Annotated in this window: 19 protein-coding genes; 6 read left to right on the top strand and 13 right to left on the bottom strand. The window is 50.0% G+C overall.

Translation table 11 applies throughout. The annotated features are described in order from the left end of the window. Positions 1 to 6: 6 nt before the first annotated feature. The 4 genes from cydC to ald all read right to left on the bottom strand — a co-directional run bounded on the left by cydC (position 7) and on the right by ald (position 5,856). A complete protein-coding gene (gene cydC, locus ACXAD4_RS13150; RefSeq protein ID WP_475241971.1) occupies positions 7 to 1,728 on the bottom strand; it encodes a heme ABC transporter ATP-binding protein/permease CydC in 1,722 nt (573 codons plus the stop codon). Next, the gene (gene cydD / locus ACXAD4_RS13145; protein WP_475241970.1) at positions 1,721 to 3,493 is read right to left on the bottom strand and encodes a heme ABC transporter permease/ATP-binding protein CydD; all 1,773 of its coding nucleotides are present in this window, start codon (positions 3,491 to 3,493) and stop codon (positions 1,721 to 1,723) included. The genes cydC and cydD overlap by 8 nt, the downstream gene beginning before the upstream one ends. Positions 3,494 to 3,572: 79 nt before the next feature. Beyond that, positions 3,573 to 4,535, bottom strand: a complete 963-nt coding sequence (gene trxB / locus ACXAD4_RS13140; protein ID WP_475241968.1) for a thioredoxin-disulfide reductase — start codon at positions 4,533 to 4,535, stop codon at positions 3,573 to 3,575. A gap of 199 nt (positions 4,536 to 4,734) precedes the next feature. Next, positions 4,735 to 5,856 carry an alanine dehydrogenase gene (gene ald, locus ACXAD4_RS13135; protein ID WP_475241967.1) on the bottom strand — a complete coding sequence of 374 codons (1,122 nt, stop codon included), beginning with the start codon at positions 5,854 to 5,856 and terminating at the stop codon, positions 4,735 to 4,737. Between the two features lie 156 nt (positions 5,857 to 6,012). On the opposite strand from ald, the gene lrp reads away from it, so the two are divergent. The 6 genes from lrp (at position 6,013) to ACXAD4_RS13105 (ending at position 15,630) form a co-directional block, all read left to right on the top strand. Beyond that, positions 6,013 to 6,507 carry a leucine-responsive transcriptional regulator Lrp gene (gene lrp / locus ACXAD4_RS13130; RefSeq protein ID WP_036832575.1) on the top strand — a complete coding sequence of 165 codons (495 nt, stop codon included), beginning with the start codon at positions 6,013 to 6,015 and terminating at the stop codon, positions 6,505 to 6,507. 437 nt (positions 6,508 to 6,944) lie between these two features. Continuing rightward, positions 6,945 to 10,415: a DNA translocase FtsK 4TM domain-containing protein gene (locus ACXAD4_RS13125; protein ID WP_475241965.1), complete on the top strand. Its 3,471-nt coding sequence runs from the start codon at positions 6,945 to 6,947 to the stop codon at positions 10,413 to 10,415. 83 nt (positions 10,416 to 10,498) lie between these two features. Continuing rightward, on the top strand, positions 10,499 to 11,113 hold the full coding sequence (gene lolA / locus ACXAD4_RS13120; RefSeq protein WP_475242782.1) for an outer membrane lipoprotein periplasmic chaperone LolA: 615 nt from the start codon (positions 10,499 to 10,501) through the stop codon (positions 11,111 to 11,113). 122 nt (positions 11,114 to 11,235) lie between these two features. Continuing rightward, positions 11,236 to 12,576 carry a replication-associated recombination protein A gene (locus ACXAD4_RS13115; RefSeq protein ID WP_475241963.1) on the top strand — a complete coding sequence of 447 codons (1,341 nt, stop codon included), beginning with the start codon at positions 11,236 to 11,238 and terminating at the stop codon, positions 12,574 to 12,576. A 127-nt stretch (positions 12,577 to 12,703) separates the two neighbouring features. After that, positions 12,704 to 14,011 carry a serine--tRNA ligase gene (gene serS / locus ACXAD4_RS13110; RefSeq protein ID WP_475241962.1) on the top strand — a complete coding sequence of 436 codons (1,308 nt, stop codon included), beginning with the start codon at positions 12,704 to 12,706 and terminating at the stop codon, positions 14,009 to 14,011. 245 nt (positions 14,012 to 14,256) lie between these two features. Then, positions 14,257 to 15,630: a YjiH family protein gene (locus ACXAD4_RS13105; protein WP_107301528.1), complete on the top strand. Its 1,374-nt coding sequence runs from the start codon at positions 14,257 to 14,259 to the stop codon at positions 15,628 to 15,630. 47 nt (positions 15,631 to 15,677) lie between these two features. On the opposite strand, the gene ACXAD4_RS13100 is transcribed toward ACXAD4_RS13105, so the two are convergent. From ACXAD4_RS13100 to ACXAD4_RS13060, 9 genes are all read right to left on the bottom strand, one after another. Beyond that, positions 15,678 to 16,529, bottom strand: a complete 852-nt coding sequence (locus ACXAD4_RS13100; protein ID WP_475241961.1) for a hypothetical protein — start codon at positions 16,527 to 16,529, stop codon at positions 15,678 to 15,680. 308 nt (positions 16,530 to 16,837) lie between these two features. Beyond that, complete coding sequence (locus tag ACXAD4_RS13095; RefSeq protein WP_222550205.1) at positions 16,838 to 18,148, bottom strand: dicarboxylate/amino acid:cation symporter; 1,311 nt, start codon at positions 18,146 to 18,148, stop codon at positions 16,838 to 16,840. Positions 18,149 to 18,712: 564 nt separating this feature from the next. After that, positions 18,713 to 20,551: a V-type ATP synthase subunit A gene (locus tag ACXAD4_RS13090; protein WP_107301531.1), complete on the bottom strand. Its 1,839-nt coding sequence runs from the start codon at positions 20,549 to 20,551 to the stop codon at positions 18,713 to 18,715. 20 nt (positions 20,552 to 20,571) lie between these two features. Next, entirely contained in the window at positions 20,572 to 21,252 is a 681-nt protein-coding gene (locus ACXAD4_RS13085; protein ID WP_107301532.1) for a DUF2764 family protein, read from the bottom strand. Between the two features lie 48 nt (positions 21,253 to 21,300). Continuing rightward, positions 21,301 to 21,984 carry a hypothetical protein gene (locus tag ACXAD4_RS13080; RefSeq protein ID WP_107301533.1) on the bottom strand — a complete coding sequence of 228 codons (684 nt, stop codon included), beginning with the start codon at positions 21,982 to 21,984 and terminating at the stop codon, positions 21,301 to 21,303. A 10-nt stretch (positions 21,985 to 21,994) separates the two neighbouring features. Further along, positions 21,995 to 22,444 carry an ATP synthase subunit C gene (locus ACXAD4_RS13075; protein ID WP_107301534.1) on the bottom strand — a complete coding sequence of 150 codons (450 nt, stop codon included), beginning with the start codon at positions 22,442 to 22,444 and terminating at the stop codon, positions 21,995 to 21,997. A 3-nt stretch (positions 22,445 to 22,447) separates the two neighbouring features. Continuing rightward, positions 22,448 to 24,253: a V-type ATP synthase subunit I gene (locus ACXAD4_RS13070; RefSeq protein WP_475241957.1), complete on the bottom strand. Its 1,806-nt coding sequence runs from the start codon at positions 24,251 to 24,253 to the stop codon at positions 22,448 to 22,450. Then, on the bottom strand, positions 24,250 to 24,873 hold the full coding sequence (locus ACXAD4_RS13065; RefSeq protein ID WP_107301444.1) for a V-type ATP synthase subunit D: 624 nt from the start codon (positions 24,871 to 24,873) through the stop codon (positions 24,250 to 24,252). Before ACXAD4_RS13065 ends, ACXAD4_RS13070 begins: the two co-directional genes overlap by 4 nt. Before the next feature lie 3 nt (positions 24,874 to 24,876). Continuing rightward, entirely contained in the window at positions 24,877 to 26,250 is a 1,374-nt protein-coding gene (locus tag ACXAD4_RS13060) for a V-type ATP synthase subunit B (RefSeq protein WP_107301443.1), read from the bottom strand. Positions 26,251 to 26,708: the final 458 nt, after the last annotated feature.

Raw genomic sequence — 26,708 nt, 5'->3', positions numbered from 1 at the left:
TAATGGCTAGATACGCTGCCAAAGCTCGGTGTAGCGACCATTTTGGCCCAGCAGGGCTTGGTGCTTGCCTTGCTCGATGATCTCGCCTTCATCCATCAAGCAGATGTGATCCATTTGCTCTAGGCCAACCAGTCGGTGGGTAATGAACAGTACCGTCTTGTCTTTGGCGTGTTCCAGCAACAAGCTCATGATCTGCTGCTCGGTACGGCGATCAAGACCTTCGGTCGGCTCATCCATCAATAGGATTGGCGCATCATGCAGCAGCGCACGGGCGATACCTATACGGCGGCGTTCACCACCAGAAATCTGGCGGCCACCTTCGCCGAGCCATGTATCCAAACCTTTGCCTTCCAGCAGGGCTTCAAGGCCAACTTTCTCAAGCACTTCGCAGAATTCCTCATCAGATCCAGCTGGTTTGGCAAGCAGCAGGTTTTCTCGTAGGGAACCGTTGAAAACATCAACGCGCTGGCTGACGACAGTAATGGCCTTGCGCAAAGGAGCTTCCTGCCACTGTGGTAGCGAGACACCATCGAGGGTGATCTGCCCTTGCTGCGGATCCCAGTTACGGGTGATGAGCTGCAATAAGGTCGACTTACCACAGCCCGTTCTGCCAAGTAACGCAACCTTCTCACCAGCACCGATAGTCAAAGAGATATTCTTCAGTACCGGCTCATCACTACCGTAGTAGGTGTAGCTGATGTTCTGGATATCCAGCGCCCCTTTTGCCTCGGCACTATGGCCGTTGGCATCAAACGGGGTATCTGGCGTTGCTTCAATGATTTCATTGAGGCGGCGGGCTGACGTCAGGGTTTGACCTAGATACTGGAATGCGCCAGCTACAGGCATCATCAACTCGAAGCTGGCCATGGTTGCGAAAGCCACCATAGCCACAAATGGGTCCGGTGCTTGGCCCGCAATACCATCGGCAGCCATCCAGGTGATCAACACCAGAGTCCAACCGGTTGCCGCCATTAAGATGGCATTGGCAAGGCCGGTCAGGTTAGCCATCTTGCGCTGGGCATTCAGTAGTGATTGTTGCTCATCAAGGGCAGCTTGATAGTAGCGGTCCTCGGCATTGAACAGTAATAGTTCGGCATTGCCCTGGATCCAATCGAGCATCTTCACCCGGTAGTTGGCCTTGGCCATAGTCAGGGTTTCACCGTTGGCTTTACCCAGGCGATAGAAGATGATCGGTAGGATCAACATCAGGGAAAGCAAAATGGCACCCAAAGTCAGGCCGATTGTTGGGTCGAACCAAGCCAAGAAACCGGTAATTGCCAACAGGCCAATAATGCCAATCAGTAATGGGCTGACAAGGCGCAGGTAGACGTGGTCCATAGCATCAACATCAGCCACCAAGCGATTAAGCAGGTCAGCATCACGCAAGTTGGTCTGGCGACCCGGGATCAACGGTGTCAGCTTGCGGAAGAAGAACAAGCGTAAATCCGCCAACAGCTTGAAGGTCGCATTGTGGCTGACCACACGCTCACCCCAGCGTCCTGCGGTTCGGGCAATTGAGAAGCCACGCACGCCAGCACCCGGCAACATGTAGTTGAAGGTTTCGCGGGCAATTGTCAGGCCAGCTACCGCAGAAGCGGCAATAAACCAGCCTGATAGGGTCAATAGGCTCATGGCAGCCAGTAGGGTACCTAACCCCAACAGCATACCCAGTGTTAGACCAAACCAGTGTTTACGGTATAGCTTGAGATAAGGGATTAAATCACGCATCGAGATCCCTCTTGTCGGTATGGGCTAGCATATCAGCCAGCAGGCCTTGCTGGCGGATCTGTTCGAAAGGACCATTCTGGACCAACTTACCATTTTCCATCACCAAGACACGGTCCATGGCGGCTAGTTGATCTAGGCGGTGGCTGACCATTAGGGTGGTTTGGCCATTAACCGCATTTTTCAAACTTTCTAGTACCAAATGTTCAGAGTTGGCATCAAGGCTGGCTGTTGGCTCATCCAGGATCCAGAAGGCACCACTTTGCAGCATGGCACGGGCGACGGCGATACGCTGCGCCTGGCCAACTGACAGACCACCGGAACGGTCTCCAACCTGATGCTGGTAACCTTTCTCCAGACGCTGGATAAATTCATCAGCATAGGCTTGCTGCGAGACTTGCTTGATGTGCTCGTCGGTTGCCAAAGGATTGCCCAGCGTGATGTTGTCGCGGACTGTGCCGTGCAGCAGCAGTGGATTTTGTCCCACCCAGCTGATTGCCTGGCGCCATTGGCTATGGTCAAGCTCGCTAAGCTCAGTACCGTTGATTTTCAAACTGCCACGGTAAGGTAGGAAACCCAATAGGGCATTAAGCAGACTGGTTTTACCGGCACCGCTTGGGCCAACTAGTGCCACTTGCTCATGGGCATTGATAGTGAAGTTCAGTGGGCCTGCCAAGACTTGGCCTTGCGGGCTCAGTACTTCCAACTGCTCGGCACTGATGGAGATAGTCTCCGGCGAGTCTAGGTTGGTTTGGCCTTGGCTCATACCATCGACTTCGCTATCGAGAAACTCAACAATGGACTCCGCCGCACCGATTGCTTGTGCTTTGGCATGGTAAAAGGTACCCAAATCGCGCAGTGGCTGGTAGAACTCCGGTGCCAGTACCAAGATGAACAGACCGGTAAACAGGCTGATAGGTACGCCGTAGTGGCCGAAATTCAGCTCACCAATGAATGAGAAACCAAAGTAAACCGCCACGATTGCGACTGAGATTGCCGAGAAGAACTCCAATACTGCCGATGACAGGAAGGCCATACGCAATACTTCCATAGTGCGCTTGCGCAATACATGGGAAGCGGCGTGAAGGTTTTCTGCTTCGGCTTCAGCGCGGTTGAACAAACGCAGGGTCGACAGGCCTTGCAGGCGGTCATAGAAGTGACCGGACAGGCGTTGCAGAGCCTTGAAGTTACGGCGGTTGGCATCAGCAGCACCCAGGCCGACCAGTGCCATAAACATAGGAACCAGCGGTGCGGTGATGAGGAAGATCAGACCGGCAGCCCAGTTCAGCGGGAAAACGGCAAACAGGATCACCAAAGGAACCAGTACCGCAATCGACATCTGTGGGATATAGCGGGAGAAGAAGTCTTGCATCTCCTCTACCTGCTCAAGTACCAGGCTGGCCCAGACGCCTGCAGGCTTGCCTTTGATATAGGCCGGGCCTAACTGTTGTAAGCGTTGCAGGATCAGCTGGCGGATATGTAGCCGGATTTGCTCGCCGCAGCGGTAGCCAAAAATCTCGCGGCCCCAGCTACAGGCTGCACGCAGGCCGACGACGACGAACAGGCCGACGAAACTAGAAACCAGCTGGTATTTATCTGTGTGTTCAATAATGAGTTGGTGCAGGATATGGGCAAGCAAAGCCGCTTGGCCAACGAGTAGCAACCCCGACAAGAACCCCAGGCCGACACTGAGCATGAGCCAGCGCTTGGCAAGCTTACTCTGTGATTTCAACCATTTGGTTAAATCGCGTTGTAATTGTTTATCCATATTAAATTCTTGAGCCGCTAAGGGCAGCCGGCTTAAAGGTGAAGGCTAAAAAGGCCACCTTGAAAGGTGGCCATAAGTATTATTTTTGTTCTTCTAGCGCGTCAAGGAAGCGCTCGGCATCAAGGGCTGCCATACAGCCTGTACCTGCAGATGTAATGGCCTGACGGTAGGTATGATCCATAACATCACCCGCCGCGAAGATACCTTCGACGCTGGTTTGGGTGGCATTACCTTCGGTACCTGATTGTACTTTGATGTAGCCGTTGCTCATTTCAAGCTGGCCTTCAAAAATACCCGTGTTTGGCTGGTGGCCGATTGCGATGAATGCACCCATTACGTCCAGAGTCTCAGTCGCATCAGATTGGGTATCTTTGATACGTACGGCTGTTACACCCATTTCGTCACCCAGTACCTCATCCAGAACGCGGTCTGTGTGCAGGATGATATTGCCGTTCTCTACCTTGTCCATCAGTCGCTTGATCAGGATCTTCTCTGAGCGGAAGGTATCACGACGGTGAATAAGGTGCACTTCCGAGGCGATGTTAGACAGGTAAAGCGCTTCTTCAACAGCAGTGTTACCACCACCGACTACTGCGACTTTCTGGTTGCGGTAGAAGAAACCGTCACAGGTTGCACAGGCAGATACGCCGCGACCCTTGAAGTTTTCTTCCGATTCCAAGCCGAGGTACTTGGCAGAAGCACCTGTAGAGATGATCAATGCATCACAGGTGTATTCGCCGCTGTCGCCTTTAAGACGGAAAGGACGCTGGCTAAAATCAGTTTCATTGATGTGATCAAAAATGATTTCGGTTTCGAATCGCTCTGCGTGTTCTTTCATGCGATCCATCAGCGCTGGGCCAGTTAGACCTTCGGCGTCACCCGGCCAGTTTTCAACTTCTGTGGTGGTGGTGAGCTGACCACCTTGCTGCATACCCGTGATCATTACCGGGTTTAGGTTGGCACGTGCAGCATAAACTGCTGCTGTATAGCCAGCAGGACCAGAACCAAGGATGAGCAGTTTACAATGTCTTACGTTACTCATTACTTCTCCAGGCTGAATGAGATTTTTGATCTTGTGATGGGTGATTGTAGGTAAATTGAGGCGCTATGGAAAGAGGGGATTGTAGCGCGGCGATTTCCCTGTAAAGTCACGCTGCCGAGGTGGATTCCCAGCAGCGGTGATAATTTATTTAGATGAATTTGCTATAAGTGATAGCTAAAGGTTATATATAAATCATGTGCTAGTGCATGCTAATGGCGACTGTTGGATCGGTATAATGCAAATCAAAGCTATCAGCGACCTCTTTGCAGGTCACTTTACCATATATCACATTCATACCTGCAAGGAATCCGGGGTCGTCCAATAACGCTTTTTTATATCCTAGGTTGGCCAGCTTAATCACATAGGGCAGGGTAGCATTATTTAGCGCAAAAGCCGATGTCCTTGCCACGGCTCCCGGCATGTTGGCAACACAATAATGCACTACATTATCAATGATATAAGTAGGCTCCGTATGGGTGGTAGGGCGTGAGGTTTCGAAGCACCCACCTTGGTCTATCGCGACATCAACTAGCGCAGATCCTGGCTTCATCTTCTTGACGTGCTCTGCGGTGATCAGCTTAGGAGCGGCCGCCCCGGGGATCAGCACCGCGCCAATGATAATGTCGGCTTCAGGCACTAACTGGTCAATGATTTCAGAGGTTGAGTAAACCAAGTTCACCGTCCCCTTGAACTCGCAATCCAGCGCTCTCAAGGTATCGACGTTGCGGTCCAGCAAAGTGACATTGGCTCGCATCCCTACGGCCATCCTGGCTGCATTGGAACCGACGACACCACCGCCTAATATAAGTACATTGGCCGGCTCGACACCGGGTACCCCACTCAGTAACAGACCCCGTCCACCGTTAGAATTCTCTAGCGTTTGGGCGCCTGCTTGGATAGACATTCTGCCAGCAACTTCAGACATCGGGGCTAGAAGCGGTAATTTGCCTGAGGAATCAGTGACGGTTTCGTAAGCAATACAGACAGCTTTGCTGTCAATCAGGTCTTTTGTTTGCGGAAAATCTGGTGCAAGATGGAGATAAGTGAATAAAATTTGCCCTTCACTCAGCATGGCTCTTTCTACTGCTTGAGGCTCTTTTACTTTGACAATCATCTCTGATCTGGTAAAAACTTCTTTAGCGTTAGAAATAATTGTAGCGCCAGCGTTCTCATAGTCTGAGTCTGACAGCCCGATCCCGACACCGGCTTGGGTTTCGACCAGGACTTGATGACCGAGTGATGTGAGCTCACGGACACTGCTGGTTACCAAGCCAACACGGTATTCGTGGTTTTTGATTTCTTTGGGGACTCCAATAATCATGCTGCTCCTCCCTTGGCATCCAGTATGATTGGCTATTGACAAGGATGTAAATGCAGATCTAATGGCAGTATAGTTTGACTAACAGAGTATTTGATTCTAAAAAATAGAAAGATGTAGTATATTTTTTTGCAAGGAAGTAAGAAGGTGGAATAAAAAATGGTAGATACCAAGAAAAAACCATCCAAGGAATTGGATCGTATTGACCGTAACATTTTGAATGAACTTCAAAAAGACGGCCGTATTTCAAATGTAGAGTTATCCAAGCGTGTAGGCTTGTCTCCAACACCATGTCTTGAGCGTGTACGACGTCTAGAGCGTCAGGGCTACATCAGTGGCTACACCGCGCTGCTAAATCCTCAGTATCTTGATGCATCCCTGTTGGTTTTCGTTGAAATCACGCTAAACCGTGGTGCGCCTGATGTATTTGAGCAGTTCAACAAGTCTGTGCAAGAGCTGGAAGACATCCAAGAATGCCACTTGGTATCTGGTGATTTCGACTACTTGCTGAAAACCCGTGTATCAGATATGTCTGCGTACCGTAAGCTGTTGGGTGAAACCCTGCTACGTCTTCCAGGTGTTAATGACACCCGTACCTATGTGGTAATGGAAGAAGTGAAGCAGACCAACAACCTTGTGATCAAAACGCGTTAAGCTTCACAGCTGAAATAATATACATCCAAAATATTTGGGTAGTTCAAACAAGCGGCCTGTCAGCCGCTTGTTTTGTTTCTGGCGCCTTGTTTTGTTTACTGGCGTAAAGGTAGTGAAAGCTTCAAGCTACCAAATGAACAGCTAAGTTAGTCATTGCTAACTCTAAGTGCTGGGATTTTCAGCACATCCTGACAAAATATCACCGTCCCGTCCTATATCCGACTTATCAAAATGGCAAAATATGACGCTATTTAGTATAAGATAGGCATTAGTTTTACTGGCGCCTGACACGCCATTAAGCATTGGCATAATAATAACAACGAGCAGGGATGTCCTTGTTCTGATAGTTAAAAAAAGATTCAGCGCATTTACCCCGACACCTATAACAAAGGCAGAAGGGTTGGCGTTAGAGCAATTTGTTACATCGGAGTGTTTTTTTGAGGAAAGTAAAGGGCAAAAAGCAGCCTAAAATGCGCCTTTCCGGGGGACAGCGCTTACTGGAAAGTTTCCTAATCATCGGTATTTTATCGGCGATTTTCATCATGGTTGCGCTGTTGAGTTTCGACCCAGCCGATCCTTCATGGTCACAAACCGCATGGGAAGGGCCGGTCCAGAATAAAGCTGGGGCCTTCGGCGCCTTGGTGGCCGATACCTTATTTTTTGCGTTTGGCTCTCTGGCCTATCCGTTACCTGCTGTCATTATTCTTGCCGCATGGGTGCTTTTCCGCCGCCGTCAGCAACCTCTCAAGCTGGATTACATGATTTATGGTACCCGCCTGCTCGGGTTGTTAATCATCTTTGTTGCCAGTTGCGGACTTGCCGATCTCAACTTTGACGATATCTGGTACTTCTCTTCCGGCGGTGTGATTGGCGATGTAGTGTCGAATATGGCACTGCCGCTATTTAACTTGCTGGGTGCCACGTTAGTTCTAATGTTCGCTTGGGCAGTCGGCTTTACCTTGTTTACCGGGATCTCCTGGCTGACCATTGTTGATATTATCGGTGAGACGGTACTCGGCTCGATGGCGTGGCTACTGAACAAGATTCGCTCTGACAAGTCAGAGACATTAACGCCATTTGCAGCTGATATCCCTGATGAACACCAGACCGAGTTTGGCCGCCAGCTGGCCATGCAGCAAACCGAATCCGAGCCGGATGCCGATGATGTGCTTCTGGCTTCAAACAGCCGCGCCTCTTCTGAACCAGGTGATGACAGAAACCGATTTGCTCGCCAGGAGCCAAGTTTCGGCCAGCCGGGACAACATGACCCGTTACTCGATGGGGCAGGGATTAAAGCTGATCCATTGATGGATTCCAGCGAACCTAAGATTGTCATGCCTGAGCGTCATCGCCAAGCCCAAGCCCAAATGACAGCGACCGCTCCAGCTGCGGCGGCTTTGGCTACAACGGCTTCGGCAGCGGCAACTGCGCAAGCTGAAGCGAGTACAGAATCGATTGCCGTGGTAGCAGAGTCGCCAGTCAACCAGCCTGCTATAGATATCCAAGCGCCTTCGCAACACAGTGCTCCTGCTGTTCAGCAGGTTCAACCGCAAACGACAGCGTCAGTTGAGCCAGCTGCGGCGGGTACCCCTGAAGTTCATGTACAAACTCAGGCGAGCGAAGCTATTGCCGAAGAGGTTGTTGATGTTCAATCTACCCAGCAAGCCAAAGGCATGACGATTGCCGAGCTTGAAAGGCAGCTTGATATTGATGAGAACTTCACGGTGTATGTCGATGAGGGGCAGAGCCCATCTTCTGCTTCTACACCGGTAATGGATACCGCGGTGAATAATGAAGCGATTGCGGCGACGGCTGCGCTAGCTGCTACAGATACAGCTATCGCTGAAGAGGCGGTTTCTGAGGTTTCCGTTTCTGAGTTGCCTATTGCTGAGGTATCTGTTGCTAAGGAGCCAGGCTCTTCAGACTCTCAAACTGCATCAGAGCCAGAGCTGTCGGCGGGCATGTCATTCAACAATGATGATTTTGTTCCTGAAGCAACCGAAACACATTCATCGTCGGTTCATTTCGAACCTGTTACAACAGAGCCTGATGTTGCTCAATCAGGCCCTGTCGTTCAAACCGGTACTTTCGAGCCTGTCGTTGAGCCAGAGCCGGTATACCATGAGCAAAGCACAGTGGTTGAAGTCCAGCCAGAGGTACCAACAGCGACAACAGCTGCTGGTAATCCTGAAATGGCACACGACATTGAAATTGGTGTTCAGGATGGTATGTCCGAGCTGGAGCGAGCTGAACGTGAAATTGCACCTGCTGAAGAGATTAGCGAAGAAGGCTTGAGCGATGAAGAAGCCTTCCTCAAGAAAATTCGTGATGCCCAGAAGGCGCAGGCGCAAGCGGCAGGTTTGGATAATCCGTTCTTGATGAAGCGAGAAGCCGATTTACCGGCTCCGACCTCACCAATGCCAACGATTGAGTTGTTGGCACCGCCGAAGCAAAACGTGCAGCCGACGACCGAGGAAGAGCTGAAACAAACAGCCATGCTGGTGGAAGCCAAACTGGCTGACTACAAGATCAAGGCCAAAGTGGTTGGGGTCTATCCTGGACCTGTGATCACCCGCTATGAGCTAGATCTTGCTCCGGGCGTTAAAGTGAGCCGGATTTCTGGCCTTGCCAAAGACTTGGCGCGTGCCCTGTCAGCATCTGCGGTCCGTGTGGTTGAAGTTATTCCGGGCAAGCCATATATCGGCTTGGAGCTACCGAACGTGAACCGTGAAACGGTTTATATGTCTGAGGTTGTCGCGAGTGATAACTTCCAGCACAAGAAAGGTGCGTTGCCGATTGTATTGGGTTACGACATTGCTGGTGAAGCCGTTGTGGCTGATCTGAGCAAGATGCCTCACTTGCTGGTTGCCGGTACGACCGGTTCTGGTAAGTCGGTGGGTGTGAACGTGATGATTTTGAGCTTGCTGTATAAATGTAAGCCTGAAGATTGCCGCTTCATCATGATTGACCCGAAAATGCTGGAACTGTCTATCTATGAAGGTATTCCGCATCTATTGACCGAAGTGGTTACCGATATGAAAGATGCCAGCAATGCCTTGCGCTGGTGTGTCGGTGAGATGGAGCGTCGCTACAAATTGATGGCAGCTTGTGGGGTACGTAACCTGGCAGGCTTCAATGCCAAGCTGGAAGAGGCGGCAGCTGCAGGTCACCCAATCCATGACCCGCTTTGGAAGCCGGGCGATAGCATGGATGAGTACCCGCCACTGCTGGAAAAAATGCCAAGCATTGTGGTTATCGTCGATGAATTTGCCGATCTTATGATGGTCGTTGGTAAGAAGGTTGAAGAGCTGATTGCCCGACTGGCACAGAAGGCGCGTGCGGCGGGGATCCACTTGGTGCTGGCAACCCAGCGTCCATCGGTGGATGTAATCACCGGCCTTATCAAGGCCAATATCCCGAGCCGTATGGCGTTTACCGTTTCGACCAAAACCGATTCGCGTACCATCCTAGACCAAGGCGGTGCAGAATCCTTGCTTGGTATGGGTGACATGCTTTACTTGCCTGCGGGTAGTAACCACCCTGTTCGTGTTCACGGTGCGTTTGCCTCGGATGAAGATGTACATAACGTGGTCAATGATTGGAAAGCTAGAGGTAAACCTCAGTATATCGAAGGTATTCTTGAAGCTGACCAAGGGGCTGATGGTCTATTGCCGGGTGAAACCCCGACAGGTGGCGATGACGATTTGGATCAGTTGTTTGACGAAGTGGCCGCGTTTGTCGCCGAGTCGCGTCGTGGTTCAGTGTCTGGTGTCCAGCGCCGCTTCAAGATTGGTTATAACCGTGCTGCTCGCATTGTCGAGCAGCTTGAAGCCCACGGCATTGTGAGTGCGCCGGGCCACAATGGTAACCGAGAAGTGTTGGCACCACCGCCACCGCCTCGCGATTAACCATTGATAGAACACAAGACAACAGTAATAACCATGCCTGCTACGATCAAAGAGCAGGCATTAGAGAAGGGTTTAACAGAATGATTAAAAAAGTGCTTTTGAGTATGTTGGTTGCCGGTCCGTTGCTAATGGCAGGTCAGGCTCAGGCTAACCCACAGCAGGAATTGAGCACCCGTTTAGGTAAAGTGAATGCGTTCAGTGCCGACTTTACCCAAACAGTCGTAAGCCCTGAGGGGAGCCTGCTGGTAGAAGGTGCCGGTGATGTATCGATCAAGCGACCAAACCTGTTCCGCTGGAATACCGAAACGCCAGATGAGAACATCTTGATTTCAGACGGCAAGACATTGTGGTACTACAGCCCGTTCATCGAGCAAGTGACAGCGATGTGGCTCAACGATGCTACGGATCAAACTCCGTTTGTGCTGCTGACCCGCAACAGTGCGGCTGACTGGGCCAACTACAATGTTTCGCAAACCGCAGATACTTTCACCCTGACGCCGAAAAGCGGTGCCTCTTCAATGGGCAAGTTTATTGTAACGGTTGCCAAGTCAGGTGAGGTACGCAGTTTCTCGGTGGTCGAGCAAGACGGCCAGCGCAGCAATTTCAAGCTGTCTAAGTTTAACAAGGCAACGCCTGCGTCTAGCCTGTTTACCTTCACGCCACCGCAAGGCGTAGAGCTGGATGACCAGCGCAACTAGGCTTGTGTAAAAACTTGGATTGCGGATTAAACTAGGCGGCTCAGCAAGGCCGCTAGAGCAGTGAACTGATTACTTAGGTGGTACGCTTGTACCACCTAATTTTGTTTTAAGGAGCGGAGATTTTGAGTAATTTCAGCCTGGACTTTTCATCGGATTTCCGCCCGCTGGCGGCAAGAATGCGTCCGCGTACCGTGCAGGAATATATAGGCCAGAAGCATATTCTAGCCGAAGGCAAGCCGCTGAGGCGTGCGCTGGAAGCAGGGCACCTGCATTCGATGATCCTATGGGGTCCACCGGGTACCGGTAAAACCACATTGGCAGAGGTGGCTGCCCACTATGCCAATGCCGAAGTCGAGCGTGTGTCGGCGGTGACATCAGGGGTGAAAGATATCCGCGCTGCCATCGACAAGGCCCGTGATAACAAGATGGCTGGCCGTCGTACTATCCTGTTTGTTGATGAGGTCCACCGTTTCAACAAGAGCCAACAGGATGCCTTCTTGCCTCACATTGAAGACGGTACAGTGACCTTTATCGGCGCAACGACAGAAAACCCATCTTTTGAGCTTAACAACGCATTGTTGTCTCGCGCCCGGGTGTACAAGCTTAAATCTTTGGATACTGATGAAATCCTTGAGGTGATCGAGCAAGCACTTGCAGACAAAGAGCGAGGCGTTACCGAGAGCAACTTGGTGTTTGTCGATGAGGTCAAAGAACGTTTGGCCGAGTTGGTCGGTGGTGATGCCCGCATGTCGCTGAACTATCTTGAACAGCTGATTGATATGGCCGACGAGGACAAGCAGGGCAATAAGCAGATCACCTTGGCGTTGCTGGCTGAAGTCGCCGGCGAGAAAATTGCTCGCTTCGATAACAAGGGCGATTTGTGGTACGACATGATTTCAGCGGTTCACAAGTCAATCCGTGGCTCGAGCCCAGACGGCGGACTATATTGGTATGCCCGTATGCTGCAGGCTGGCTGTGATCCGCTCTACGTTGCCCGCCGTTTGCTGGCGATTGCCTCGGAAGATATTGGCAATGCCGACCCACGTGCGATGCAGGTCGCAGTCTCTGCTTGGGATTGTTTTACCCGAGTGGGCGCTTATGAAGGCGAGCGGGCGATTGCCCAGGCGATTGTTTACTTGGCCTGTGCGCCGAAAAGCAATGCGGTCTATACGGCCTTTAAACAAGCCAAGTTGGATGCGGCTAACTATCCTGATTATGAAGTGCCGCATCACTTGCGTAATGCGCCGACCAAACTGATGAAGGAAATGGGCTACGGCGAGGAATATCGTTATGCCCACGACGAGCCCGGCGCCTATGCGGCTGGCGAGAGCTATTTCCCACCGGAGTTAGCGGGCACTCGCTACTATCAGCCGACAAACCGGGGCTTAGAGACCAAAATTTCCGAAAAGTTAGATTATCTTGCTTCTTTAGATGCAAAAAGCGCCTCAAAGCGCTATCAATAATAGGGCTTTTTGGGTATTGTTGAGGGATCAGCGTTAGGTTGCCTAACGCCTTCTGAATAATAAATTATTTAGCCATCAACTTGGTTAAATAGTGTGCACTTTAGAACATTATGAGCACAGGATTAGCATGCTAGATTCTAAATTACTTCGAACTGAGCTGGACGCAACAGCCGAAAAATTAGCGCGCCGTGGTTACACTCTTGATGTAGAGCTACTACGTTCCCTAGAAGAAAAACGTAAGTCACTTCAGATCAAAACTGAAGAGCTTCAGGCACTGCGTAACTCCCGATCGAAGTCCATTGGCCAAGCGAAAGCGAAGGGCGATCACGAAGAAGCTGAGCGTATCCTTGCTGAAGTTGGCAACCTAGGCTCTGAGCTGGACGACGCGAAAAAAGCACTGGCTGCGCTTCAGTCTGAGCTAGACGCTATCGTACAAACAATTCCAAATCTGCCGGACGATTCAGTTCCTGCTGGTAAAGACGAAAATGAGAACGTTGAGATCTCTCGCTGGGGCCAGCCTCAGTCTTACGATTTCGAAGTGAAAGACCACGTTGACCTAGGTGAACTAGCTGACGGTCTTGATTTCGCAAGCGCGGTTAAGCTGTCTGGCGCACGTTTCATCGTGATGAAAGGCCAGTTTGCTCGCCTGCACCGTGCAATCGCCCAGTTTATGCTGGATCTGCACACTGACGAGCACGGCTACACAGAGATGTACGTACCGTACCTAGTGAACTCTGACAGCCTATTCGGTACAGGCCAGCTGCCTAAGTTCGGTGCTGACTTGTTCCACACTCAGCCGCTGACTGAGAAAGTGAATGACGAAGAGCCACGTACTCTGTCTTTGATCCCGACAGCAGAAGTGCCAGTTACTAACATGCTGCGTGACACGATTTCTGAAGAAGCAGACCTGCCTGTTAAGATGACAGCGCACACGCCTTGTTTCCGTTCAGAAGCCGGTTCTTACGGTCGTGACACCCGTGGTCTTATCCGTATGCACCAGTTCGACAAAGTTGAGCTAGTACAGATCGCTCGTCCAGAAGATTCAATGGATGCACTGGAAGAACTAACAGGTCACGCTGAGAAAGTACTTCAGCTGCTTGAACTGCCTTACCGTAAGGTGATCCTATGTACTGGTGACATGGGCTTCGGCGCTGTGAAGACTTACGACCTAGAAGTATGGGTTCCTGCACAGGAAACTTACCGTGAGATCTCTTCTTGTTCTAACTGTGGTGACTTCCAGGCTCGCCGTATGCAAGCGCGATTCCGTCGTAAAGGTGAGAAGAAGCCTGAGCTCGTTCACACCTTGAACGGTTCTGGTCTAGCGGTTGGCCGTACTATGGTCGCTATCCTAGAGAACAACCAGGAAGCTGACGGTCGTATCCGTATCCCTGAAGTACTTCGCAAGTACATGAACAACGTGACTCACATCGGTTAATCCGATACGCGGACGTTCAAACAGAACACCAACAAAAACCCAGCCAATTGGCTGGGTTTTTTATTTCTTGGATAAAATGAATAAAAAATAACCATCTAGTAATATGAGTCAGTATTGGTTTTTTATGCAATAAAAGTGATTATTTTGTCGCTTTGCTATTGTATCCTGGATTGTATTCGATATAATCGCGTTATTGAGATTTTATTCACTTTTATTGAAAGTGTAATCATTCAGGAAGCAGTAGAATGACAGATACCCTTTTAGCGCAAAACAACCACAAGACCAGCAGGAATGTGCTGATGTTCGCCATTCCATCGATACTGGGCTTGTTCTTCTTCTTGGCGCCGCTGACCGTCAACGGTGACTTTACCTTCCCGCTAGCCCTTATGGCTAAAGGCTTCAAGGCTGTGCTGGGTGACGCTATCCTGCCGTTAGTGACGGCGGTGATCTGTTTGTCTGCTGCTGTTTCAGTATTGGCAAGTGTGGCAAAGCCTACTTTTGTAACTCAATCTCCTTTGCTAACTCGCCTTTTCCTATTGAGTCCGACTTGGTTGGTTATTCGCACCCTGGGTGCGGTATTTACTTTGGCGGCACTTCACCAGGTAGGCCCAGAAATGTTCTGGAATGAAAATACCGGTGGTTTGGTGCTGCATGATCTGTTGCCTTCCTTGTTTGTCACTTTCATCTTTGCCGGTTTGCTACTGCCGTTATTGCTTAATTTCGGCCTGCTGGAACTGCTAGGTACCTTGCTGAGTAAGTTCATGCGTCCTGTGTTCAGGCTGCCGGGCCGCGCTGCGATTGATTGTATTTCATCTTGGTTGGGTGACGGTACGGTTGGGGTTATCTTGACCAGTAAGCAGTACGAGCAGAAAAAGTACACAGCCCGTGAAGCTGCTGTTGTTGCGACCATGTTCTCACCGGTTGGTATCTCTTTCTCGCTGGTGGTACTGACCCAGGTTGGCCTGCAGAATTACTTCGTGCCTTTCTATGCCGCGATTTGTTTGTCAGGCGTAGTTGCAGCCATGGTGATTCAGTTCCTGCCGCCACTGTCATACAAAAAAGATGTCTACATCGACGGTACGGCACCTAACCGTGATGACGAGCTGGTACCTGAAGGCCAGTCAGCAATGAGTTTTGGTATGGACCTAGCCCTGCAGCGTGCTGATAAAGTGAAAAGCCTTGGCTCGGTAGCCAAAGAGGGTTTCCACAACGCGCTGGATATGGTGATTGGTGTTCTGCCAGTGGTGATGGCAATCGGTACACTTGGCCTGGTTGTTGCTGAGACAACACCTCTGTTCTCGCTACTTGGCGCTCCATTTGTTCCACTACTAGAGCTACTTAACGTTGCTGAGGCACAAGCTGCAGCGCAGACCATGCTGGTAGGTTTCACCGACATGTATGTACCGTCAATTATTGCAGCCTCTAGCATCAACGCTGAGCTGACCAAGTTTGTTGTCGCAGCACTATCTGTTACCCAGCTGATTTTCATGTCAGAAACTGGCTCGGTTATCCTTAGCAGCAAGGTGCCAATTAACTTCCTTGAATTAGTTGCAATCTTCGTTCTGCGTACACTAGTGACACTGCCGATTATCGTCGCGATTGCACACCTAATTTTCTAAAGCCCTAGGCTAGAAAAACAAACTGCTCCTTCCCTAATTGCCCGGTCTTAGTACCGGGCAATTATTTGCACGACCTTTTTATCTTCCCTTGCTGCCAACTCCGGCAACTTAATCGACAGCTCTGCCCCGATATGGCTAAGCACTAAATCAAACAAGTGGAACAAGGTATCTGACGCTTCCAGCGAGAACTGGTAGAGGTGGTATTTGACCAATTCCTTATCGTGCGCGTTTAAATCGATATTTTCATACTGGATAAACAGATTATCAATGATGAGCGGCGGCACGGCAGGATCATCCGGTAAATGCAGTTGTGCCATTCTACGTTTGAGGATCTGGGCGTGGAGCCCAAGCTCCCTAGCCATTACATCACTACCCATCTTGTAATTCTCAATCGCGTAACGGAACCGGCTCAGGCTGTCTATGGCATTGAGCATCACAGGCCACGTACCTTGGTAGTGTTTGAATAAATCTTCTTTCTCTGAGGTGATCAAGCACTGGGTTAGGGTATCGTCAATTAGGTAGAGAACATGGCGGATCGCTTTGCCATGGGTGGATTGGTTGCGCTGGACAGAATATCTTGGCCACTCATCCAAAATCGTTCCCAGCTGCTTATCGAGAATACGGTACATCGGTTTATTGGCGGTTTCTGCCTGGTTGATCAAGCTATGGATCAATGTCTTGATCGCAATAGATTCACTAAGGCTCTCCGAACGCGGTGGAACGCTTTTCAGGGCTTGGTGTGACTGGCGGCGATGGAAACGCAGTAAGTGGATGAGTTGGCGCAGGCCGATAATTTGGTTAAAACGGCTTTGCAGTATATCGCGTTGCTGGCGGGAGCGAATGATGATGGTACCAAGCGCTATGCCGACTAGGCAGAGGGTAAGAATAAAGTAGAGCATGCAGCCTCCCTAAACACACGAGTCCGGTTCTGGTTAGTAAAGCTGCAAGCATTATTCCATAATGGTTCAGATGACAGAAATATTTAATCTTTAATTATCAATTGCTTATTGTGATGTGTTCGTTGGGTCTATAAAACGAGGTCGATAATGGTGCAGTGGTGGTGCAGGAATGTCATATCTTGGTGCAGAAGCTGATAGCTGTGAAGCCGTACCTGAAAAGCTTAGGGTAAGAGCTATAGTCAGTAACTTGCAATAAAAAAGGCTCCCTGTTGGGAGCCTTGAATTAGGGGGAAATCGTTACCCGTTGCTTAAGAGTTTGAAATCGGGTGTAGGTGGACTTCCTCTTCTTTCTCACCCGCATGCGGGTCGTTGAAGCGGTCGATATCCATCTCACCTTCAGATTTCGCAACGATACAGGTTACACAGCTGTCACCCGTGATGTTAACTGCAGTACGGATCATATCCAGCAGACGGTCAACACCCATGATAATAGCGATACCTTCAACTGGCAGGCCAACCTGGTTCAATACCATTGCCAACATGATTAGGCCCACACCTGGTACACCAGCAGTACCGATCGAAGCTAGGGTTGCCGTTGCAATGACCATTAGGTAATCACCCATGGTCAGGTCGATGTTAAATGCCTGGGCAATGAAGGCAGTCGCCACACCTTGCATGATCGCCGTACCATCCATGTTGATGGTTGCGCCTAGCGGTACAGTGAATGAGGCGATACGGTTCTTAACACCAAGACGCTTGGTCGCTGTTTCCATGGTGACTGGAATAGTCGCGTTTGAAGAAGCCGTTGAGAAAGCGAACATGATCGCATCTTCCATCTTCTTCAGGAACACTTTCGGGCTCAAACCGGTGAAGATCTTGAACAGTGAACCGTATACCACGATACCGTGCAGAAGCAGGGTACAAGTCAGTACCAGGAAGTAGCCGAATAGGTTGAAAATCGCATCAAGACCTAGGCCGGTGAACAGTTTTGCCATCAGGAAGAATACACCGAATGGGGCAATGTTCATCAGCAGGGCAACCAGCTTCATGATCACTTCGTTCAGATCAGCGAAGATACCGGCAATGCGCTCGCCTGGCTTACCCGCAGCACTGATAGCAATACCGAACAGGATAGCGAATACGATGATTTGCAGCGTGTTACCGTTAGCCATCGAGCTGATTGGGTTGGTTGGGAACATGTCGATGATGACCTGACCCAGTGACGGTGCTTCTCGAGAAGCAAACGTGGTTGCAGCAGAAAGGTCTGCGCCAGCACCTGGCTTGAACACGTTACCCATGACCAACGCCAGTGTAATGGCAATGGCTGTCGTTGTTAGGTAGAACGCCAACGTTTTACCGCCTAGGCGGCCCAGTGTGCTGATATCTTTGAGTGTACTGGTACCACATACCAGCGAGACAAATACCAATGGCACAACTAGCATCTTCAAGCTTGCGATGAAAATTGCACCGCCAACCTCGAACAGGCCATTCACTATATATTCGTGGACAAAAGATGATTCAGCAAAAAGTGAACGAATAATGAATCCTGTCAAGATGCCCAGAACCATACCCAGAATAACGCGGCCGGTCAGGGACATTTTTTTCTTTTGTGCTTGCATGAATAAAACACTCCTTATAATTATTCACTCTGAAAATCTTTCACCAGAGCGCGGAGCAGGTTAACAGCACTTCACGTGTTAAAGCGAAGTAAAATGCCGTGCAATAATCAAAGATATGTTTCAGATCACACTTTTTTAGACAGTACGATATTCCGAAAACATATTTATTAACTGAATTTTAACGCAATCGACAGTTTTTGGCCGTTTTTTGTGCTGATAAATCGATTTGAGCGAAAATATGCTAAGGTTTCGCCGAGTTTACACCTGATTTTAGGTGTCAGGGAAAGCCACTGTTAACATTCAGTTTTGCAGGATTTCATGGGGTCGAATGCCTAGAAAGGATTAGGTGTGACAAGAAGGTTAAATTAGCTGCAAAAAGGGTTGTCGGGTAGTGGTTAATTCTAATATTTAGCCAAAATCTGGGTGGGGTGTTTGGTCGGGTTGTATTGGAATATATATTTATCCCGAATGTGTTTTTAGGGTATGAAGTTTAGGGTATAGCAAACCAGCACCATCTGATTACAGATATGCTGGTTGCTATATATAAGCTTATGATTTTAAAGCTTATGCTGCCGTGGTTACGGTATCTTCCAAAAGCATGTCGATACGTGAAACGTAATCGTGGTACTCGGCGGTATTGTCTTTGGCGTAATGGAAGTTACGGAAGTAACGCGTCATGGCCGTAAAGTACTTACGTGCTTCGGCTTTATCAGCAAAGTCATATCCAGTGCGGATGACTTTCACCACCTTGGCAAAGATGAATTGCTGGCGCTCAAAACTACATGACGCATCGACTTCGTCGAAGGCATCTTGCTGTAGGTAAACCATGTCAAGGAACAGGGCCTTCTGGTAAACCACGTAGTCTTCTAGCGAAATACCTTCCTCACCGGTTACCTGCATCATCTGGCCGATGCTGTCACCGGTCGATAGCAGTGCTTTCATTTCCTTAACTGTTGGTACCCATTCAGGACCTAGATTTTCGGCATACCAGTCTTCAAGTTGGTCGAGGTAACGTGACCAGGAAATCAACGGGTCAATTGCCGGGTAGAAGCGCTTGTAGGCGCGGTCATACGACAGGCCAAGGAAGGTCTTAACGGTACCTAGGGTCGACTGGGTGACCGGCTCTTCGAAGTTACCACCGGCAGGGGAAACCGAACCGATCATCGTTAGTGAGCCATCAGTGCCGTTTTCGTTGTCAACCACACCACAGCGCTCGTAAACACCCTTGATAGCCGAGTCCATGTACGCTGGGAAACCTTCTTCGCCAGGGATCTCTTCTAGGCGGTTCGACGTTTCACGCATTGCCTGTGCCCAACGAGACGTTGAGTCAGCCAATAACAAGACGTTATAGCCCATCTGGCGGTAGTACTCGCCCAGGGTCAGGCCGGTATAAATAGAGGCCTCGCGGGCAGCAACCGGCATGGACGAGGTATTACAGATGATCACGGTACGGTCAATCAGGGTACCGCCGTGCTTTGGATCCGGTAGGTGAGGGAATTCTTCAATGGTTTCAACTACTTCACCAGCACGCTCACCACAGGCAACCACGATAACAATGTCGGCATCACAGTAACGGGAGATACCGTGCTGAAGAACCGTTTTCCCTGAGCCGAATGGCCCCGGTACACAGCCAGTTCCGCCACGGGCAATCGGGAAGAAAGTATCAATGGTACGGGTTGTTGTAACCAGTGGCTCATTCGGGAATTTACGCTGGGTCTTTCCGCCGTTTTTGGTCAGGGTATTGGCGATAGACTGACGGACTGGCCACTTCTGGACCATGGTCAGGTTATGCTCTTTACCTCGGTTATCGGTAATGTGGGCAACAACGGTATCAACGGTAAAGTTACCTTCTTGGATCCAGGTAACTTCGACTTCACCTTTTATATAGAAGGGCACCATGATCTGGTGGGTAAAACGGCCTTCTTGTACTGTACCAAGTGATTGTCCGGCACGGAGTTTGTCACCTTTCTTGGCAACGGCAGTAAAGGCCCAGGTTTCTGCTTTATCTAGGGCATCAACCTGCACACCGCGTTTAAGGAATTTACCGTGGATCTGTGCCAGACGCTCTAGTGGATTTTGCAGGCCATCATAGATTTGCGCCAAGATACCAGGCCCCAAGTCGAGGCTGAGCATTTCGCCGGTTTGGATGATGCTGTCACCGACAGCAACTCCCCGGGTGTCTTCATAAACCTGGATGTCGGCGGAATCACCGCGAACACGCAAGATTTCTGCCATTAGCATTTCATCAAGGCCATCGGTCTGCTTACGGCTTGGCAGTACATAAACGACTTCATTTTTTACCAGTTGACCTTTTTCCCCATCGTTGAGGCGAATGGTCAGCGTGTCGCCAATGACAGCCGTTACGTGGGCTGTCGGCGTTTTATTGATTAATTCTGTGCTCATTGAACAACCTGTCTTCAAAATTAATGCGGTAGATCACTGGCGAACTCGCCCAGTGCATTTTCTACGAGTTGGTCGAATCGCTCGATGGCAATCTCGCTGTTGTAGGTGGTCCAGCGGAATACCAGATTCCAGCGCAAGAGATAAATAACAACAGCTTCGAAACTAAAGCGCTCTTTGGTACTGATGCGATCAAGTTCTTCCCAAACCGCTTCTAATAAGGCTTTTTCGAGCTCGAGGCTTTGATCGTGTTCCATGTACCGGGCAACATCCGGTAGCCATGGAAAAGCGAACTGCAAGTTAAAGTAGGGCACATTCCAATTACGTCGGATGAACTCATAGCGCGTACCGAAACTCCAGCGAGGGCCAGAAGGTGCTTTTTCCCCAGCTTTTTTGCGGCGTAAGGCTGCAACAACCGTTCGCATATCCAGGCGCCAATCAATCAGATCGCGAAGTACTTTGCTTTTGACTTCACTGCGCGCACGGGTGGCGAATTTGATCAGCTCGGCATCATCGGCATCATCCTTGGTGCGATCCCAATGCATGAGTTGCTCAATCATGTTGAGGTGCTTACGCTCATCAAAGGTGAGTGCACTCAATCGGCGTTCCAACTGGTAACGCGAGATCGGCGTGATTTTACTGTTAAACAGCGAATCGATATGCGGCAGTGACGTCAACAAGCTATGATATGCTTTATCAGACATATACGTTCCTTGTTAAAGGAGAGGCAGGGCAAGCCTGCCTCTTCTATGTTACTTGACGATACCTTCCAACAACGCGCGGAAACGTGGCTGGAGATGGTTTAGCATCATCTGGGTAACGGTTTCATCCGACAGCGCCACTTCGATATCTTTATCTTTCAAGCGGAACACAACGGCGTTCTTGTTATCTTCATTGACATTGAAAGTGACCCCTTCACGGAGCATTTCAGCGGCTTGCGCCACCGCGAAGTGGATCAGGGTACCTTCCTTAAGCTCTTCAGGGTTGGCACTCAAATCGTTCACACCCACAACACGGGTCGGCAAGATAACTTCAACAGGCTCATCGGATTTGATAGCGCTGCGGCCAGCGACTTCGAGGATCATCTGCTGCAGTAGCTTTTCGTCTGTTAACTGGGTACCGACGGTCGCTTGGATTTGCTTGGCAAATTCATCCTGCAAGAACGCTTTCAGCTCTAAAATGGCGTTACGGTTAGCCATTTCAAACGCTTGTTTGCCTGCGGTTGAGATAAAGTCTGCTTCCTTGCGGGCATTGCCCAGGATTAAGCCGGCTTTATCACGCGCTTCTGCAACAATCGTTGAGGCTTCTTCTCGCGCTTCGGCAATGATTTGATCTGCTGCTTCTTTACCGGCATCCACACCTTCTTGGCGAAGGGTGTCGACCAGTTGCTTGATCCCTGCCGAGACAGGCGTGGTGTTTTGATTTTCTACTGGCATGGTCTGTTCCTTATGCGCCGATGTTGGCACCCATCACTAGCGCAAATACGAAAGCAAATACTGAGAAGCCTTCTACGATTGCCGCTGGAGCAATAGAAAGACCGAATACTTCAGGCTTGTTCTTCGAAGCGTTGATGGCTGCCGATACCGCCTGTCCCTGGTAGATAGCAGAGAAAAGAAGTGCTAGACCTGTCATCAGGCCAACACCGAACAGGCCGCCAGCCGTTTCTGCATCAACACCGATACCGGCAAGGGTGAACATAATCACGATACCGTAGATAACCTGAGAGGAAGGCATGGCAGACAGGCCGATGTATTTACCGTAGCCAGATTCAACATCGAGCATGGCACCACAGGCTGCCTGACCGGCTACCGAACAGCCGATAGCTGAACCAATAGCACCCAGTGCAACAGGAGCGAACGCGCCCAACCAACCAAGTGCAATAACAAATTGTTCCATGTTTTAATCCTCTTTCTTCCGAAAAGCTTTGAATGGGTATCCTTCGTCGGATAGTCCCCAGTTAACAAATTCAATAACGTTCAGGCGCATACCGTGAACCACACCACTCATGACACAGAGTGCGAAGTTCAAGATATGGCCAAGCAATAAGATCAGGCCGCCAAACAGTACCCCAGAGACTGGCTGGGCTTCGACAACTTGGCCGGCAAGTGAGTTAAAGGTCATTGCCAGCGATGCACCTGACAGGCCAAGCGCAAACAAACGCATGTAGCTCAGGATGTCACCGAAGGCGCTGGTAATGTTGTAAATTGCCTTGGCACCATCGAGTACCCGCAATGCCATGTCCTTGCGACTGTTGATTGGTCGGTCGCTGCTATATACACAGACAAGTCCAGCGCCACCGAGCATCAGCAGTCCGCCAAGTCCTTTGCCGAACCAACTCCAGACTGCACCCGTCACACCGAACCACATCAACATGCCGCCAAACATCAGGGCCGCCCAACCAAGAGGTGCAAACGCTCGCTTGTGGGTGCGGTTGATATAGGCCGTCATCACATTGGCGGTGATCAGGTGCATGACACCGATAAAGACCGAAAGCCGCATCATGGCGTTGTAATCGTTCATATCGATGATGTGGAAGAAGTCCCAGAAGCTGCCTTCGCTTGGTGAAATACCAAAGTAACTACCTGCCAGCACACCCCAGAAAATACCTAACCCAGACATGAACAAGCCCATGTTCTTCAGTCGTTTGCCTTCTTCTGAAGCATCAAACTTTTCACGGAAGAACAAGATGATCAGGCCGAGGATGGCACTGTACATGGCATCATTCATGATCATTGCGAAGAACAATGAGAATGAATAGAACACCAGGTTACCCGGGTCCCAGGCACGGTAGTTAGGCGTTTGGAAGAAGCCCATTGCTTCTGCACCACCACCGGTAAGCTCGGAGTTTTCCAGTAATGTTGGTGGTTGGTCCTCATCCTTGGGATCTTCGAACAACACCGCAGAACCATAGACATCAGCCATTTCTATCACTGCGTCTTGGGCATCGGCAGGCATCCATCCCTGAATAAGGAAGAACTCGCCTTCGTCCTGGACACCTGATGAAGCAAGCAGCAGTTCTGCCTTGTCTTGGCTTGCCGCCAGTGATTGACTCAGCGGGTAGATCCAACGGGTCAGGGCTTCACGCTCTGCCATCAAGTCCTCAAGGTGCTGTTCGGCAATCTCGAGGTGTTCCTCGACTTTGGACAGGCTATTGCCACCAATGTGGGAACGGTCGATCGGAAGCAACGCGGGATCGGGTTCGAACTCAGACACAATGACAACATAGGCGTTTTTCTGATCACGGTGCACTTCTTGCCAAGGTAGCTCTACGTCTGACATCGCAGACAGCTTTTTCAATGGCAGTAGGTAAAACCAGAAGCGCAAGTTTTTGATTGTGCTGATATCAGGCAGTTCAAATTCCCCCCAAGGGCGAAGCAACTGCAGGCGTTCCTTAAGCAAGTCGCGCTTGTCCTGCTGCTCACGGATATGGCGTTTGTTCTCGAGAATCTGTGCGACCAATTCATCGACATCAACCAAATCCTTGTCCTTGACCGGGCGGCGCCGACGCTCGACGCGGCTCAGCCAGGCGAGTGCCTCGCTAGCGTCTGAAGGTTGTTGCATCGCCATTGCATGGTTGGCATCGGCATCATCCTGACTAAGAGGAATGAGGTGCATGCATCCCAACGCCTGCAAAGCGATCAGGATCTCCTCCCGGCGAGAGGCTTGGCCACCGAGTGTTAACCGTTTTAACTGTTTGATACTCATGATTGGCCTCCCTGCGTTTTCTCTTGCTGAGCCAGCACTTTTTGCTTCGATAGTTTGGCGTTCATTACCGCCGCGCGTTCTTGGTCTGATAGATAAATACCAATCCGCTTGATACTTTCTTGGGTATCAGGGATCAGCACTTTCGAGAACAAGTTCACACGCTGGCTGGTGATCCGGGTGGCATCGCTGATCAATTCATAACGCTGCTGGTAAACGGCCAGCTCAACACGTAAACGAACCATTTCTTTCAGCTGACGTACCACACTATCGACCCAGTGCGGGCGGGCAAGATAACTGTATGGGGTCACTTCGACATCGATAGACTCGACGACTGGGACCCGGCAGCCAACAATATTCTGGGTGGCAAGCTTGACGTCAGTGACCTTGACTAGGTTATTGACGTTAATTTCCTTGCACGCGAGCATCGGGATAGCTTGCTCAACCACGGCGCGCAAATCGGCGACGCGCTGTTTGGCTTGTTGCAAAGCGCTCTCGGCTTTCTTACGCTCCAGCATTAATTGTTGACGCTTCAGTTCCAACGCAGGCAGGTAGCGGTTGTAAGTTTTTAAACTCCGCTTTTGCTTGTTTAGCGAGCTTTTGTTAAGTGCTACCTTTGCCATGGATTATTCCCCTGCTGTTTCCGCTTCCAGATCCAACTGTTCTGGATAAGGCCAGTACATTTCCAGCAGGCTGTCTTTGATCAGGGTTTCTTCCGGATCAAAACATTCCGCGAGGATCTTCCAGCTAAAGTCCAGTGCATCTTCAAGGCTCATGTCGACATCTAGCGTCATGAAGTTGTCCTTGAAGTACTTGCCGAATTTCAGCGTCTTCTTGTCATACTCTGACAGTTCGAATGCCATAGCCTGTTTCTGCTGGGCTTCAACGGAGTCGGAGTAGAAGCGGATCATCACGCTCATGATGGCGCTGTGATCTTCACGGGTCTCTTTACCCACCACCATCTGCTTAAGGCGGGACAGGGAGCCGAATGGGTCAAGGACGCCATCGTGGAGGTAGAACTGTCCTTCTGTGATATAGCCAGTGTTATCCGGAACCGGGTGGGTTACGTCATTGCCCGGCATGGTAGTCACTGCCAGTAGGGTGACAGAGCCAGCCCCTTTGTAGTCACAGGCTTTTTCGTAGCGTTTGGCAAGCTGCGAGTAAAGGTCACCCATGTAGCCGCGGTTGGCTGGGATCTTGTCCATCGAAACGCCGATTTCCTTCATGGCGTCGGCATAGGAGGTCATATCGGTCAGCAATACCAATACCTTCTTGCTTTCGTCAACGGCAAAGTGCTCGGCGACCGACAGCGCCATATCTGGCGCAAGCAAGCGCTCTACGGTTGGATCCGAGGCTTGATTGACGAACATGATGGTACGCGATGATACACCGGCCTCTTCAAACTGGGTTTTGAAGAAGTGGTAGTCATCATAGATAAGCCCCATACCAGCGAAGACCACGACATCGGCTTCCGCCTGGATCGCGATACGTGCTAGGAATTTGTTATACGGCTCACCGGCAACAGAGAAAATTGGGATTTTCTGTGATTCAACCAAGGTGTTGAATACATCGATCATCGGCACGTTGGTACGCACCATACGGGTTGCCAGTGTACGGCGGACCGGGTTAACTGAAGGTCCATCGATTTCGACTTTAGGGTCTGTTTCTAGCTCGGGGCCATGGTCAATGGGTTGCCCGGCACCGTTAAAGATACGACCTAGGATGTTTGGTGAGTAGGTAACCTGCATCGGTTGGTCAAGGAAGCAAACGGCGGCATTGGTCGATAGACCCTTACAACCAGCAAAGACCTGAAGGGAGACTTCTTCGTTGTCGATTTTGATGATCTGGGCAAGCGAGTAGTTTTCACCGTTTTGCTCAATCATCGCAAGATCGCCGTACTTGGCCTTCGCATTGCTCGAGGAGAGATTGGGTACTTCTACCCTGATCAAATCACCAACGATACTGAGTATGTTGGTGTAACGTAATAGACTCTGTGGCATCACAATACCTTGATAACTGCCTGGGGGATGAGTGTTTCAATGAGAACTATTAATTTCTTGCGCTCATTTTTTGGCCCGCTTGTGAATTACCTGCCCATCCAAGGCAGGGAAAAAATCCAAAGCACAATTACTAAGGTTATGCGGATGTAGTTCATTTGGTACTAATCTGTTGTTTCAATTGATATCAAATTGTAACAAATGATTTCGGTCACATCGGGATATTCGAGTCAATCTATCGGATAAATCATGGGTATCGGTTTATTCGATAGCAAAGAAGTGTAAAGCGTTAATTTGCTAACTGATTGATTGTGATGGTTTATATTTGAAATGCGTATATCACTATGAAAATTCGCTTCAGCAATTGTTTTTTCTTTTTGCGATCCACCTTGCAGTTTTCAAAACTGAAAAATTAGATATCACCATTATTTTATCTTTTAACACATGTAAAAAAAGTTAAT

The organism is Photobacterium sp. AWH4_225, assembly GCF_056158405.1.
Note: the sequence above shows the minus strand (reverse complement) of the source record. Positions and strands in the feature narration are given on the sequence as shown.

Bases quoted from the DNA above. Each gene is read 5' to 3' on its own strand.
- ACXAD4_RS13085 (WP_107301532.1), bottom strand. From the start codon at position 21,252: ATGTCTGATAAAGCATATCATAGCTTGTTGACGTCACTGCCGCATATC.
- ACXAD4_RS13100 (WP_475241961.1), bottom strand. From the start codon at position 16,529: ATGCTCTACTTTATTCTTACCCTCTGCCTAGTCGGCATAGCGCTTGGT.
- ACXAD4_RS13090 (WP_107301531.1), bottom strand. From the start codon at position 20,551: ATGAGCACAGAATTAATCAATAAAACGCCGACAGCCCACGTAACGGCT.
- ald (WP_475241967.1), bottom strand. From the start codon at position 5,856: ATGATTATTGGAGTCCCCAAAGAAATCAAAAACCACGAATACCGTGTT.
- ACXAD4_RS13060 (WP_107301443.1), bottom strand. From the start codon at position 26,250: ATGCCACAGAGTCTATTACGTTACACCAACATACTCAGTATCGTTGGT.
- ACXAD4_RS13105 (WP_107301528.1), top strand. From the start codon at position 14,257: ATGACAGATACCCTTTTAGCGCAAAACAACCACAAGACCAGCAGGAAT.
- ACXAD4_RS13070 (WP_475241957.1), bottom strand. From the start codon at position 24,253: ATGAGTATCAAACAGTTAAAACGGTTAACACTCGGTGGCCAAGCCTCT.
- trxB (WP_475241968.1), bottom strand. From the start codon at position 4,535: ATGAGTAACGTAAGACATTGTAAACTGCTCATCCTTGGTTCTGGTCCT.
- ACXAD4_RS13080 (WP_107301533.1), bottom strand. From the start codon at position 21,984: ATGCCAGTAGAAAATCAAAACACCACGCCTGTCTCGGCAGGGATCAAG.
- serS (WP_475241962.1), top strand. From the start codon at position 12,704: ATGCTAGATTCTAAATTACTTCGAACTGAGCTGGACGCAACAGCCGAA.
- ACXAD4_RS13075 (WP_107301534.1), bottom strand. From the start codon at position 22,444: ATGGAACAATTTGTTATTGCACTTGGTTGGTTGGGCGCGTTCGCTCCT.
- cydD (WP_475241970.1), bottom strand. From the start codon at position 3,493: ATGGATAAACAATTACAACGCGATTTAACCAAATGGTTGAAATCACAG.
- ACXAD4_RS13065 (WP_107301444.1), bottom strand. From the start codon at position 24,873: ATGGCAAAGGTAGCACTTAACAAAAGCTCGCTAAACAAGCAAAAGCGG.
- ACXAD4_RS13095 (WP_222550205.1), bottom strand. From the start codon at position 18,148: ATGCAAGCACAAAAGAAAAAAATGTCCCTGACCGGCCGCGTTATTCTG.
- cydC (WP_475241971.1), bottom strand. From the start codon at position 1,728: ATGCGTGATTTAATCCCTTATCTCAAGCTATACCGTAAACACTGGTTT.
- lrp (WP_036832575.1), top strand. From the start codon at position 6,013: ATGGTAGATACCAAGAAAAAACCATCCAAGGAATTGGATCGTATTGAC.